Source organism: Rhizobium sp. WCS2018Hpa-16, from assembly GCF_031843705.1.
Taxonomy (GTDB): domain Bacteria; phylum Pseudomonadota; class Alphaproteobacteria; order Rhizobiales; family Rhizobiaceae; genus Agrobacterium; species Agrobacterium tumefaciens_C.
On record NZ_JAVTIX010000007.1, the window covers coordinates 140126 to 153490 of the forward strand.

Below are 13365 nucleotides of genomic sequence, written 5' to 3' on the forward strand. Positions count from 1 at the left end.
AACCACGCCCTACCTCGGCTGGAAAGAGGTGCGGCAAGCAGGGTTTGCGCCAGGCATGGAAAACTTAAGCCGGAACGGGAGACGTCTGAAAATGCCGCCTGCCCTTAAAGACCGGCGGCATTCACTCAGATCACGTAGGACTTCAGCGGCTCGAAGCCGTTGAATGCAACCGCCGAATAGGTGGTCGTGTAGGCGCCCGTACCTTCGATCAGAACATCATCGCCAATGGTCAGAGAGACCGGCAGCGGATACATGTTCTTCTCATAGAGCACGTCGGCGCTATCGCAGGTTGGACCCGCCAGAACGCACAGCTCCATCGCATCTTCGTCCCGCTCGGTGCGGATCGGGTAGCGAATGGCCTCGTCCATGGTTTCGGCCAAGCCGCCGAACTTGCCGATGTCGAGGAAAACCCAGCGGTGGTTGTCATTGTCGGACTTGCGCGAAACCAGCACAACTTCCGCCTTGATGACACCAGCATTGCCGACCATGCCGCGACCCGGCTCGATGATGGTGCGTGGAATCTGGTTGCCGAAGTGCTTGCGCAGCGCCGTGTCGATGGCATGGCCATATTCTTCGGCAGCAGGCACATCGCGCAGATACTTCGTCGGGAAGCCACCGCCCATGTTCACCATCTGCAGGTGGATACCCTGCTTGGACAGCGAAGCGAACACGCGCTTTGCATCGCCAAGGGCAGCATCCCATGCGTCGAGGTTCATCATCTGCGAACCGACATGGAAGGAAACGCCGTAGGATTCCAGACCCATCTGATGGGCATAGACCAGAACATCGACAGCCATCTGCGGCACGCAACCGAACTTGCGCGACAGCGGCCATTCGGCGCCTTCGCCATCGGTCAGAACGCGGCAGAATACGCGAGCGCCTGGGGCTGCACGGGCAACCTTCTCGACTTCCTCATGGCTATCAACGGCGAAGAGATCGATGCCCAGCGCAAATGCGCGCGCAACATCGCGTTCCTTCTTGATGGTGTTGCCGTAGGAGATACGGTCAGAAGTCGCACCTGCATCGAGCGCCATCTGGATTTCAGCCACGGAGGCGCAATCGAAGCTGGAGCCCAGGCCGGCCAGCAGCTTGAGAATTTCAGGAGCAGGGTTTGCCTTCACGGCATAATAGATCGCACTGTTTGGCAGAGCGTGCCGGAACGCATGGAAATTATCGCGCACAACGTCAAGGTCAACCACGAGGCAAGGGCCTTCTGGGCGGCGGGTCTTGATGAAGTCAATGATGCGTGCAGTCGTCATCGTTGTATTCCCTAAAATGTTCCGGCTCTGGAAAAATTCCAGAGGACAAAGGGCGCTCAAGATATGCAGAATGTTCCAGCCGGTGGAGACGCTGAATCAATAGCATACGCTCAAGGCGCAATTGTGAACAACGCCCTGCCAGGAGCATCATTCGGCTTTGTCTGCCATGGGATTGGAGGGAATCATACCCAACCGCACTTACGGCAATGATGGTGTGCCTCTTTAGTACCCCGGCTGATGGAAAGCCGGCAGAGAACCAGAAAGGCCCGCACCGTCGTTGCTTCATATGTCCTCGCATTTTCCGGTTGGCCGGAATAGCGACTGGAGGGGTTAATTCCAGGTACCTTACCGAACTCCTCACCACATCGAGGGTCGGCGGACACACATGGGCACGTGCGACTTTGGGCAACCGGGAGATAGGAATATTCGCTGTAACAATCAAGGGAATTTTTCATCACGATGCAGATTTTTTTGGCAGAATACTTTATCGCTGAACACTGGGGCTTGACCGTTCACAATTGTGAGCGAATTGGAGACTTTAATGGACACTCTCACCCGTATCCGGGCCTTTATTGATGTTGTCGAAGCGGAGGGTTTTTCCGCCGCCGCCCGCAAGACCGGGCGCTCCAAAGCGCTGCTGTCCAAATATGTGCGCGAGCTGGAAGACGATCTCGGCGCGCTGCTTCTCAACCGCACCACGCGGCAGTTTTCGCTGACCGAAGCGGGCCACACCTATTATCGCACCGCCGCAGATATCCTGAAAGAAATCGACAATCTGGCCGATCTGGTGCGCGAGAAAAATGCCGACCTGAAGGGCAAGCTGCGCATCTCCGTGCCGCGCACCTTCATCGATGCGGATATTGGCCAGAGCCTCATCGATTTCGCCAAGGAGAACCCCGACCTCGTGCTGGAAATCGTGGCCGAAGACCGATTCGTCGATCTGATCGAGGAAAGCTTCGATCTGGCCGTGCGCATCACCAAGCTGGAAGATTCGGGCATGATCGCCAAGAAGCTGGCGGATTTTCGCGTCTATGCGGTCGCAACACCCGACTTCATGGAACGCTATGGCCCGCTCGATAGCCCGCAGGATCTGGGCCGGGTTCCCTGCATCGTGGATACGAATTCGCGCTTCCACAATCACATTCGCTATTTCGAACCCGGCGGCGGCACCAATTCGGTGGCCATCAACGGCCCAATTGAGGTCAACAGCCCGCAAGCGACCCTACGCGCGGCCCGCACCAGCCTTGGCGTCGCCATCGTTCCCGATTTCATTGCCAAACCCTATATTCTCTCAGGCGAACTCGTGACCCTGTTTGACGACTACATTTCCCGGGATCGCGGCATTTACGCTGTCTATCCGCACCGCCGTTATCTGCCCGCCAAGGTCAGAAGCTTTGTGGACTATCTGACCAACTGGTTTAAAACGCACGGCTGATTTCGGACCCAAAACAGCAAGGCCGAAATTCGGTCCCAATTTCCGCTAGAATCATAGAAACACCCCAGACAAGAGACAGACAGGCATCCATGAAAAAAGCGATCATATCACTGGCTGCATGCCTGCCCCTCTGTCTTGCGCCCTTGAGCGCCATGGCGCACCCGCATATTTTTGCCGAAGCGAGGATGGAAATCATCGAGGGTGCCGATGGCAACATCGCCGAAGTGCGCAATGTCTGGCGCTTCGATGAGATGTTTTCCGCAAGCGTCGTGATGGACTACGACAAGAACAGCGACGCGAAACTCGACAAGGAAGAGTTGGGCGAAATCGGCGCGACCGTTCACGAATCGCTTGCCGAATTTTCCTATTACACCTTCATCACGGCAAACGGAAAACCTGTCGATTTCGACAAGCCCGATACGATCCATGTGGATTACCAGAACAATCAGGTCCTGATGTTCTTTTCGGTCAAGCCGAAAGCACCCCTTCCGGTCAAGGGCGTCCTGACCTTCGGCGCATGGGACCCGACGCTCTATACGGCCATCGATTTCGCCAAGGATACCGACATCGTTGTGAAAGGCACGCATCTCGCCGCCTGCAAGCACAAGGTGGTGCGCCCGGACCCGGATGAAATCATCTCCCAGAACCAGAACAATCTGACCGACGCCTTCTTCAACGATCCCACAGGCACCGACATGACCAAGCTGTTTGCCACGCGACTGGAGCTGACATGCTGAGGAGACTGGGTGGCACCTTCGTGGCGCTGGGACTGGTGCTTGCCGCCGTCAGCGTGGCCCATGCGCAATCCCCGCTCGGCATCGGCTCGGCTGAGCCCTCCATCTCCATCGGCGGGCCGCTGGCGCCGCTTTTCCAGTGGATCAACGTTCACCAGCAGATGTTCTATCGCGCCCTGACCGGTGCGTTGCGCGCCATGCGGGAAGACCCATGGGCGCTGACATCGCTGATCGGCCTCTCCTTTGCCTATGGCGTGTTCCATGCCGCAGGCCCCGGCCACGGCAAGGCGGTCATCTCGTCCTATATGATTGCCAATGAAACCCAGCTAAAACGCGGCATCCTCATTTCCTTCGTCTCCGCTCTGCTGCAAGGCGGCGTCGCCATCGGCCTCGTCGGTGCGGCCTATCTGGTGCTGCGCGGCACCTCCATCACCATGACCAGGGCGACGCAGGCCATGGAAATCGCCAGCTTCGCCATGGTCGCGCTGTTCGGTGCATGGCTGCTGTTTCGCAAGCTCTACAGCCTGATGACAGGCCGGACAGAGGCTCCAGCCCTTGCCATGGAAAGTGCTGGCCCGGCACCGACAATTGCTCTGGAAACCAGCAGCTTTTCCGCAAGCGCTGCCACCACCAGCATCGCCCGCAAAGGCATGGGCTCTGGCCTCCGTTTTCAGGGCCAGCCGGTCTTTGCCGATCACGCCCAGAGCGGCACTGGCGAAATCTGCACCACCTGCGGCAATGCCCACGCGCCAGACCCGTCCATGCTCAGGTCCAAAGACTTCAGCCTGCAGGAAGCATGGTCAGCCATCATCGCGGTCGGCCTTCGCCCCTGCTCCGGCGCCATCATCGTCATGAGCTTTTCAATCCTGAACGGCCTGCTGCTGGGCGGCGTCCTCTCGGTCATCGCCATGTCACTCGGCACCGCCATCACCGTGTCCCTGCTGGCCTGCCTTGCCGTCAAGGCCAAGGACATCGCGGTGCGCTTTGCCGGAACCGGCAGCCGCAAAGCCGCAGGCATCACCCACGCCATCGAAATCGCAGGCGCCGTCTTCGTGCTGTTGATGGGGCTTGGCTTGCTGGGGGCAGCACTGCAGGCGTGAAGCGAAAGTGGGGGCTGTGATAAGCAGTCGATTGATGAAAGAGATCGTAGTCACATCAAGCGCAATCGCCTGCGCAGCGGTGGGCTTTGTCCTGGGATTCGCTTTAATCAATCAATACGATTTATCTCTCGCGGCATATGGCCAATTTTGGTTTCTTGTAACCGCCTGCCTCAGTGCGGCTTTCGTCATCGGATTGATCAGTGAATATTTGGTCGGCAAATTTCGCACGCCATCGACGCCGCCGCAAACTGGAACACGAATCCAGAATTTTCGTGGGTCTATAGCGAAGCGTTTCAGAGGTGACCGGACAGATGAGGAATAATCAGCGTGCCGAAACTGGTTTTGCGGTGCTTGTCGCCATCGCTTCAATTATCGGTATGCTTTTTCTGACGGGTATCTGGGTCATCGTGGCGGTGGTGATCATCTTTGGCATGATCAAAGCCGCAGAATTATATTTAGAGTTCAGGTCGATTGACGGCGGCGCAGGCGGAAAGATTAGCCGAGCGCTCTTTCATGGCATCTTCTACGGCTTGTTTTTGGGATACATGCTGTAGATATCCTAGTGATTGCGCCGCTGATACCGCGCCCGCAGCCAGAAGATCAGGAAGAATGCGAGAACCGCAACCGTATCAAACGCGGCGGCGACCCAGACGGAATAGTGTTCCGCCAGCCACAGGGTGACGGTGGGCATAATGTAGAACAGAAACCCGAAGCCAAGGACGATGGCGACGGCGGCGAGTGCTGCGGATGTGCTTTTGCCGTTCATGCGGATAGCCCTGCCCTGATATCTTCCAGCTTGCGGATTTGCAGGCCGTCTGTCCCAAAATTATCAGGCGAAAGCCATGTCTCGAAGGCCTCGCGCAGAACAGGCCATTCAGCATCGATCATCGAAAACCATGCCGTATCTCGGTTGGCCCCTTTGGAAACCATGTGCTGGCGGAAGATGCCTTCGAACTGGAAGCCGTAACGCGCAGCCGTTGCCTTCGACGCCTCGTTCTCATTGTGGCACTTCCACTCATAGCGGCGGTAGCCGAGAGTATCGAACACATGGCGTGCCAAGAGATAATGCGCTTCGGTGGCAAGCGGCGAACGCTTCATGGCAGCACCATGGGCAACGGAGCCAACTTCCACCACGCCGTATTTCGGCTCAGGCCGCATATAGCTCGCCATGCCGACAACCTTACCGGTGGCGTTTTCGATAAAGGTGAAGGTTACCCAGCCTGAACCGGCCTGTGCGGCATCCAGCCAGTCGCCAAAGGCGGCGGCGTCTGCAAAGGCATCCTGCGGAAAATATTTCAGGAGATCATTGGTGCCCGCGCCACCCAGCGCATCCCAAAGCCTGTCGAGATGCTGCGCCCGGTCATAGGGTGCGACGGTTACGAAACGGCCCTTGAGCAGCACCGGCTTTGGTGGCGGACATCCTTTGAACTGGGCTAGATCGCGCATTCTGCTCCCCCGTAACATGACGGGAGAGACTTATGGCAGGCGGCGGGCAAAGACAACAGGAATTGGCGTACTTGCCCGCAGACGGCATCACACCTTGGCGGCAGAGACCGTGGCTTCGATATGCTCCACCAGCGCATCCGGCAGACCCAGACGACCTGCCAGAAGATCGAGATAGCCGCGCTCTGCCCGGCTGTCCGGCTCGATTGTCAGGCGAGACGCCGTGTAGATCTCCACCTTCTGCTCTTCAGTCTGGGCTGCTGCCACCAGCGCATCGATATCGAGCGGATCGGCCAGTTCTTTTTCGATAAAGGCTTCCGCCTCGCGATCCAGTTCGGAAACCTGAAGCTTTTCCATGATGCGGGCGCGTTCTGCCGCATCGATATGGCCATCCGCCTTGGCCGCGGCAATCATGGCCTGCACCAGCGTCAGCGCGAAGTTGTTGGACAGCGTCGGCGATTGCGGATGAAACGGCGAATCGACCGGCGGCGGCAAAAGCTCCTGCGTCGGCTGCGGCTGCGGCACGGATTTTGGCGCCTGGCCGGATTGGTAATTCTTGTAGGCGAGATAGCCAAGCCCCGCGATGGCGGCGATGCCGCCAACGGCTGCGGCATTGCCAGCCAGCTTGCGGCCGGTCTTGGTGCCGAAGAGAGCGGCGGCAATCGCGCCTGCTTTCATCGGATTGTTCTTCGCGATTTGCGTGGCCTGTCCGGCCCGGTCCCGCACACTTCCCGACAGGCCCGGTACGTTAGAGCCCAAAAACTGGTCTAGAAGCTTCTTCGCGTCGAACATTCAAATCTCCTGCTGGGTTCAATATCAATAGGAGATAGGAAGTGCGAAGCGGAAAACAAATGGCCGCACCGTTCACGCCGTCGTGAACGAAACGCCTCAGCCGCGAAGGGCGAAAGCCTCAGCCGCCAGCTTGGTGATGCCATCCCATTCACCCGCCGCAATCATTTCCTTCGGCGCAACCCAGGAACCGCCAACGCAGATGACGTTTGGCAGCGACAGATAATCCTTCGCATTTTTCAGCGAGATGCTGCCCGTGGGGCAGAACTTGATATCGGCCAACGGAGACGAAAGCGCCTTCAGGTAAGGCGCGCCACCGGCCTGTTCGGCGGGGAAGAATTTCAGAACCTTATAGCCCTTGTCACGCAGATGCATGACTTCGCTGGCCGTGGCCGCACCCGGCAGAAGCGGAACCTTGGAGCCCTTGGCCGCTTCCAGAACGCTCTTGTTGACGCCGGGGCTGACGATGAAGGTCGAGCCAGCCTTCACGGCAGCATCGAAATCCTTGGAATTGAGAACGGTGCCCGCGCCCACATTGGCGCCTTCCACTTCATCGGCAACGGCGCGGATGGCGTCCAGTGCTGCCGGTGTGCGCATGGTGATTTCGATGGCACGCAGGCCACCTGCCACCAATGCGCGGGCCAGCGGCACGGCAGAGGCTGCGTCTTCCACAATGAGAACAGGCACGACCGGCTGAAGTTGCAGGATGGAAATTAGCTTTTCAGAATCCTGGGCCATGGCAATGTCTCCTCATTGAATCGATTGAATTGGGGTCTAATTACCGCGCCGAACCGCGAGTGTCGAGGCAAAATGAAATATTTCGATTTGATTACTGTTTCATGACGCAAGCTTGCGCTACGGTGCCGCAAAACTGGACAGGTTGTTGAATGGCCAAAGAAATCGAACGCAAGTATCTTGTAACGGATGAGAGCTGGCGAGAGGAAATCGCATCACGCACGCGCTTTCGACAAGGCTATATCGCCTCATTGGAAGACCGCTCAGTGCGCGTCCGCATCATGGGTGATGAAGCAGCAAGGCTCACCATCAAGGTCGGCAACGGCGCTCTGATCCGCGACGAATATGAATATGACATTCCCGTTGCCGATGCCGAGGAGCTGTTGAAGTCCGTACCCGGCTTCATCCTCGAAAAAATCCGCTACACAGTCGAGCATGAAGGTTTCACCTGGGAAATCGATGTGTTCGATGGCCTTTATCGCGGCCTCATCGTGGCCGAGGTCGAGCTGCGCTCCGAAGCCGACCAGCCCGCTCTGCCCGCATGGGTCGGCCCTGAGGTCACCGGCGACCGGCGCTTTTCAAACCAGCAACTGGCCACAGATGATCTCAGCACGGAATTGAGCGATGTCATCAAGGATTGATCCGGCAAAACCGCTTAACGATGAAATCCAGCGCATCGGCACCCGGCTCATCAATGAGGCCATGGAAGCGCTCTCGCAGCAGCCCGATGGGCCTCATGCGGCCGTGCATGCAGCGCGCAAGAAATTCAAACGCCTTCGTGGCCTCTACCGCTTCGTGCAAAGCGCCGAGCCAAAATTTCGCAGCGAGGAAAATCGACGCTTCGGCGATATTGCCCGCACCCTCTCAAAAGCCCGCGACGCCGCCGCATTGGTGGAAACGGTCGAATATCTGCAAGGTTTCGACCAGTCGGAGGCTCAAAGCCACGCGCTCACGTCAGCCCATGACGCCCTGACCAAGCGGCGCGATGCGATGACCAACGAGGATGGCGACCTACCCGCCCGCATCGAGGCGGCCTTGACCGAGTGCGAAAAGGGCAAGCATGCGCTCGAGCAACTCTCGCTGCCCAGCGGCGGCAAGACGACAGCGAAGCTCATCAGGAAAACATGGAGCAAGCAACGCAAGCGGGCGCTGGACGCCCTCAATCGCTGCCATGGCAGGCACGGGCACGACATCCACGACGAGGACTTCCACGATCTGCGCAAGAGCGGTCAGGTCTATTGGATGCACTTGGCCCTGTTGCGAAAGCTCTGGCCATCGGCCATGCGCGCCAAGAAAATCGAGGCCAAACATCTGGTCGATCTGCTCGGCCACGAGCATGACCTCTCCGTACTGAAAGCTTTTGCCGAGCACGAACCCGAGCAGTTCGAGAGCGAAGACACACGCGCCGCGCTGCTCGAAACCGTCACCCACCGCCAGCAGACCCTGCGGGCCGAGTGCCTCGATCTGGCCGACCGGGTGTTTGCCGAATCCGCCAAATCCGAAAGCCGCATCATCGGGCTCTTGTGGGAACAGGCGGCGCAGTAGCACTTCCAGCCATGTTTTGACAAAATTCAAAACTTCGCCGCAAGGCAGGCCATGCGCGAAATATGATTGCGCAAAGCCGCATCTGGCTGTATTTCAGCCGCCATGACCGACACTTCGACCCGACCAAGCCCGCAAGCCGCGCAGCCAGCAGCGGCTGATTTTCTCGTGGCAGCGCTTTATCATTTTGCCCGCTTTCCGCGGTTTGAAAGCGTGCGCGAGCCGCTGTTTACGCTGTGCCAGGAAAATGGCGTCAAGGGCACGCTGCTTCTGGCCGCCGAAGGCATCAATGGCACCATTGCCGGAACGGATGCGGGCATTGCCAATGTGCTGGCCTATCTGCGCGCCCAGCCGGAATTTGCGGCCCTTGAGCACAAGGAAAGCCGGGCTTCCAAAATGCCTTTCGTGCGCATGAAGGTGAAGCTGAAGCAGGAAATCGTCACGATGGGCGTGCCGGATATCGATCCGAACCAGATCGTCGGCACCTATGTGGATCCGAAGGACTGGAACGCGCTGATTTCAGACCCGGACACCATTCTCATCGATACCCGCAATGATTACGAAACCGCCATCGGCATCTTCAAGGGCGCGGTCGATCCGCAGACCAAGACGTTCCGCGAGTTTCCCGGCTGGGTGAAGGACAATCCCGGCCTGCACAACAAGCCGAAGATCGCCATGTATTGCACCGGCGGCATTCGCTGCGAAAAGGCCACTGCCTTCATGAAGGATCAGGGCTTTGACGAGGTCTATCACCTCAAGGGCGGCATCCTGAAATATCTTGAGGAAGTGCCGCAGGAAGAGAGCCTGTGGGAAGGCGCCTGCTTCGTGTTCGACGAGCGGGTCTCTGTGGTTCACGGTCTGGCCGAAGGCGACCACAAGCTGTGCCACGCCTGCCGCAACCCCATCACGCCGGAAGTTCGCCTCTCGCCGAAGTTCGAGGAAGGCGTTTCCTGCCCAAGCTGCTACGACGATCGCTCGGAAGAAGACCGCGAACGCTTCCGCAACCGCCAGCGCCAGATCGATCTGGCGAAACAGCGCGGTGAGAAGCATATCGGCCGGTAGGAATGGGCATTGGCGAATTGTGCGGAACTTATAGGCGCACCACCGTCTCGACCCTAATCCCGCTCTCCGCCGTCATGTCAGGGCTTGACCCCAAAACCTCACGAAACCTTGCGCTGCCGCACCGGCGCATCCTGCTCGGTCAGCAGGGTCAGAATCTGTTGCGGCTGTACCGGCTTTGAAAACAGATAGCCCTGCAACTCATCGCAGCCACACAATTGCAGTATCGAGGCCTGGTCTTCCGTTTCAATCCCCTCAGCGGTCACGGGAATGCCGAGGGAGCGGGCAAGGGCAACGGTGGCGGTCAGCATTTCAAGCGAGCGTCCGCCCTCATCCAGCGCATCAACCAGCGACTTGTCGATTTTCATGCGGTTGAAACCGAACTGGCGCAGATAGCCGATGCTGGCAAAGCCGGAGCCGAAATCATCAAGGGCGATGCTGACGCCGATCTGCTTCAGCTTGTCGATGGCCGTACTTGCCCGCTCGGGATGGCGGATAAAGTAGCCTTCCGTCATTTCCAGCATGACCCGCGATGGGGAAATGCCGTTCTCTACCAAAATCGACTGGACCTGGCTGGCAAACATCGGATTTCTGAACTGCACCGGCGAGACGTTAACGGCAAGCTTGACCTGCGGCCATGCGACCGCCTCCTTGGAGGCCTTGCGCAGAACGGACAGGCCGAGCTGGTCGATCATGCCGCTGCTTTCCGCCGCTGCAATGAAGATATCGGGCGATACCGGGCCGTAGCCGGCGCGGTTCCACCGGGCCAGGGCTTCGACACCGGTGATGCGGCGGGTCAACGTGTTGACAACCGGCTGGAACACAACCTTGATCTCGTCATGCTCGATGGCATATTTCAGATCGGCCTCAAGCTGGTTCTTTTCTTCCCGGCGCGTATCCATATTGGCCTCATAGGCCACATAGCGCCCGCGTCCGTTCTCCTTGGCCTCATACATGGCCATATCGGCCCGGCGCAGAAGCTCCTCCCCGTCAATATCCCCTCCCCGCGCCACGGCCATGCCGATGCTGCAACCGATGGCCGCAACCTTGTCACCAATCATGAAGGGCTCGGAAAACAGCGTCAGAAGATCATCGCAGAGGTGGCGGGCCAGCACGCGGGCATCGGAGCCTTGTAAGGCGATGGCAAATTCATCTCCGCCCAGCCGCGCCAGAAGCGCCCGCTCCGAGACCAGAACCTGCAACGCCGCCGAGACCCCCTTGATGAGAAGGTCGCCCGCGCCATGCCCGAAGGAATCGTTGATTTCCTTGAAACCATCAAGATCGAGATAGATCAGCTTGACGTAGGAATTGTCCTGAGCTGAACGCTCAAGCTGCCGCTTCAAGCCAAGAAAGAAGCCGAGGCGGTTGTTCAGCCCGGTCAGCCTGTCTCGCAGCAGCTCCTGCCGCGCAGCGGTTTCATCACTCTTCAGCTTTTTCAGGGCGGCGTAGCCGATGCCCAGCAGCGCCATGAAAAAAAGGAGGGTAATGGCAACAGCAGTCAGCACCCGGGGCCGCACCTCATAGAAGCTGAGATCTCCCGGCATCCGAGACTGCCATGTGAGAACCCCCAGTATATTGCCGAACGGATCGGGCACCGGAACCTGATAGGCCGCTTTCGCATCACCCGGTTGCAATGACAGGCCTTCAACGACATAGGTTTCGGCAAGCTTCTCCACTTTGGCAGGGGTCAGATGGCGGGCAAAAATGAGATAGCTGTGCCTGGCAACTGGCGCATCGACGACCCCGGCCTTGGTTCGCACCAGCGCAACGCCGACGGCTGCTATGCCATCTCTGGTTTGCAGAAATGCCGTGGTTTCCGGTATCTCACCTGGAGGAACGGCACGCACCATATCGATCATGCTGGACAGGCTGGAGCCGAAATAGCCCGGTATGGACCAGTAAGCGGGATCCCCGTTGTTGTAAGCCATCAGGACCCGCTGATCGTTATCGATCAGCACCGCCGTGTCGAACAAGTCGCTGTTGCGGGTCATATCGCCGTAATTGGCGATGATCCAGCTGGCGCCATCGGTGGAATAGACCGCTCGGGCGGCATCGTCCCAGGCTGCATAATCGTTGAGCGTCGCGCCCAGTTGCTGGCGGAAGGTGGTGAGCGCCCCGGTTATCGTCTCCAGAGACCGCTGTTCGTCCAGCACGTTCGTGTTGCGCGTGACATTATCAAGCGCCGAAAGAATGAGTGCCGTGACGATGATGACGACAAGCGCAAAGGCAGAAAGAACTCCAGCAACTGCCGTTCTTCGACCGACCGACAATGCTCTGGAAATCTCATGCGACATGCAGCAGTATCTTTTCCCACGGAATACTGCATCCTCCGCGTGAAATCTTCAAAACCCATTAAGATTATCGGGACGATCGCCATCTATTTTCACCCAACGGCAACGACGGTCACTTTAGGGCTAACAAGACGTAAAAAAGCCTCCCCCAGAGATATGGGAGAGGCCGTCAACATTGACGAAAATCAGTTTACCAGGCGGGGACGACCGCACCCTTGAAGGTTTCCAGAACGAAGGCCTTCACTTCCGGATTGTGGTAGGATTCCAGCAGCGTCTTCACCCATGGCGCATCCTTATCGGCTGCACGAACGGCGATGACGTTGATGTAGGGAGCCTTTTCGCCTTCTTTGGCAATCGGGTCCTTGGATGGATCGAGACCGGCTTCCAGCGCGTAATTGGTGTTGATGACGGCGGCATCGACATCATCCAGCGAGCGCGGCAGCTGGGCTGCATCCAGTTCGGCAAAGGTGAAGTTCTTCGGGTTTTCCGTCACATCGGCAGGACCGATCTTCAGGCCCTTGGCTGCATCCACCTTGATCAGGCCCTTGTCGGCGAGGATCAGAAGAGCGCGGCCGCCATTGGTCGGATCGTTCGGAATGGCAATGCTTGCGCCTTCCTTCAATTCCTCAAGAGCCTTCACCTTCTTGGAATAAATCCCCATCGGGAAGTTGACCGACTGGCCGACGCTGACCAGATCGAACTTGCGATCAGCGACCTGATTGTCAAGATAAGGCTGGTGCTGGAAGGAATTAGCCTGCAATTCCCCGTCATTCAGCGCCTGGTTGGGAACGACATAATCGGAAAATTCCAGAACCTCGATATCCAGACCCTTCTTGGCAGCGATGTCCTTCACCTTTTCGAAGATCTGCGCGTGCGGTCCGGGTGTAACGCCAACCTTGATGCTTTCGGCAAGCGCGCTGCCTGCAAAAAGTGCGGCCAGCGATGCGGCAATGATGAGTTTTTTCACGGGGGGTACTC

General features: G+C 58.1%; 15 protein-coding genes. 8 read left to right on the forward strand and 7 right to left on the reverse strand.

Annotated features, from left to right (window positions below; all coding sequences use genetic code 11):
- Positions 1–125: 125 nt before the first annotated feature.
- The gene (gene odc2, locus RQI55_RS18840; RefSeq protein WP_042617638.1) at positions 126–1259 is read right to left on the reverse strand and encodes an ornithine/lysine decarboxylase; all 1134 of its coding nucleotides are present in this window, start codon (positions 1257–1259) and stop codon (positions 126–128) included.
- A 541-nt stretch (positions 1260–1800) separates the two neighbouring features.
- Here odc2 and RQI55_RS18845 point away from each other — a divergent pair.
- The 5 genes from RQI55_RS18845 (at position 1801) to RQI55_RS18865 (ending at position 5082) form a co-directional block, all read left to right on the forward strand.
- Entirely contained in the window at positions 1801–2694 is an 894-nt protein-coding gene (locus RQI55_RS18845; protein ID WP_311273248.1) for a LysR family transcriptional regulator, read from the forward strand.
- Between the two features lie 89 nt (positions 2695–2783).
- A complete protein-coding gene (locus tag RQI55_RS18850) occupies positions 2784–3431 on the forward strand; it encodes a DUF1007 family protein (RefSeq protein ID WP_311273249.1) in 648 nt (215 codons plus the stop codon).
- Entirely contained in the window at positions 3425–4528 is a 1104-nt protein-coding gene (locus RQI55_RS18855) for a nickel/cobalt transporter (protein WP_311273250.1), read from the forward strand. The genes RQI55_RS18850 and RQI55_RS18855 overlap by 7 nt, the downstream gene beginning before the upstream one ends.
- Before the next feature lie 34 nt (positions 4529–4562).
- A complete protein-coding gene (locus RQI55_RS18860) occupies positions 4563–4850 on the forward strand; it encodes a hypothetical protein (RefSeq protein WP_192067071.1) in 288 nt (95 codons plus the stop codon).
- On the forward strand, positions 4840–5082 hold the full coding sequence (locus RQI55_RS18865; RefSeq protein ID WP_192067069.1) for a hypothetical protein: 243 nt from the start codon (positions 4840–4842) through the stop codon (positions 5080–5082). The genes RQI55_RS18860 and RQI55_RS18865 overlap by 11 nt, the downstream gene beginning before the upstream one ends.
- A gap of 5 nt (positions 5083–5087) precedes the next feature.
- On the opposite strand, the gene RQI55_RS18870 is transcribed toward RQI55_RS18865, so the two are convergent.
- From RQI55_RS18870 to RQI55_RS18885, 4 genes are all read right to left on the reverse strand, one after another.
- Positions 5088–5294, reverse strand: coding sequence for a hypothetical protein (locus RQI55_RS18870; RefSeq protein WP_192067068.1), 207 nt, complete (start codon positions 5292–5294; stop codon positions 5088–5090).
- Positions 5291–5974: a GNAT family protein gene (locus tag RQI55_RS18875; protein ID WP_311273251.1), complete on the reverse strand. Its 684-nt coding sequence runs from the start codon at positions 5972–5974 to the stop codon at positions 5291–5293. Before RQI55_RS18875 ends, RQI55_RS18870 begins: the two co-directional genes overlap by 4 nt.
- An 87-nt stretch (positions 5975–6061) precedes the next feature.
- On the reverse strand, positions 6062–6763 hold the full coding sequence (locus RQI55_RS18880; protein ID WP_192067064.1) for a tellurite resistance TerB family protein: 702 nt from the start codon (positions 6761–6763) through the stop codon (positions 6062–6064).
- A gap of 96 nt (positions 6764–6859) precedes the next feature.
- Positions 6860–7498, reverse strand: a complete 639-nt coding sequence (locus RQI55_RS18885; protein ID WP_311273252.1) for a 2-dehydro-3-deoxy-phosphogluconate aldolase — start codon at positions 7496–7498, stop codon at positions 6860–6862.
- Positions 7499–7647: 149 nt separating this feature from the next.
- Between RQI55_RS18885 and RQI55_RS18890 the strand changes: the two genes are divergently transcribed.
- The 3 genes from RQI55_RS18890 (at position 7648) to RQI55_RS18900 (ending at position 10099) form a co-directional block, all read left to right on the forward strand.
- Positions 7648–8136, forward strand: coding sequence for a CYTH domain-containing protein (locus RQI55_RS18890; RefSeq protein WP_311273253.1), 489 nt, complete (start codon positions 7648–7650; stop codon positions 8134–8136).
- On the forward strand, positions 8120–9040 hold the full coding sequence (locus RQI55_RS18895; RefSeq protein WP_311273254.1) for a CHAD domain-containing protein: 921 nt from the start codon (positions 8120–8122) through the stop codon (positions 9038–9040). Before RQI55_RS18890 ends, RQI55_RS18895 begins: the two co-directional genes overlap by 17 nt.
- Positions 9041–9142: 102 nt before the next feature.
- A complete protein-coding gene (locus RQI55_RS18900; protein WP_311273275.1) occupies positions 9143–10099 on the forward strand; it encodes a rhodanese-related sulfurtransferase in 957 nt (318 codons plus the stop codon).
- Between the two features lie 98 nt (positions 10100–10197).
- Here RQI55_RS18900 and RQI55_RS18905 read toward each other — a convergent pair whose 3' ends face one another.
- Both RQI55_RS18905 and RQI55_RS18910 read right to left on the reverse strand, forming a co-directional pair.
- Positions 10198–12390, reverse strand: coding sequence for an EAL domain-containing protein (locus RQI55_RS18905; RefSeq protein ID WP_311273255.1), 2193 nt, complete (start codon positions 12388–12390; stop codon positions 10198–10200).
- Between the two features lie 187 nt (positions 12391–12577).
- Positions 12578–13354 (reverse strand): MetQ/NlpA family ABC transporter substrate-binding protein, encoded by a 777-nt coding sequence (locus tag RQI55_RS18910; RefSeq protein WP_042617649.1) that lies wholly within the window; start codon positions 13352–13354, stop codon positions 12578–12580.
- Positions 13355–13365: the final 11 nt, after the last annotated feature.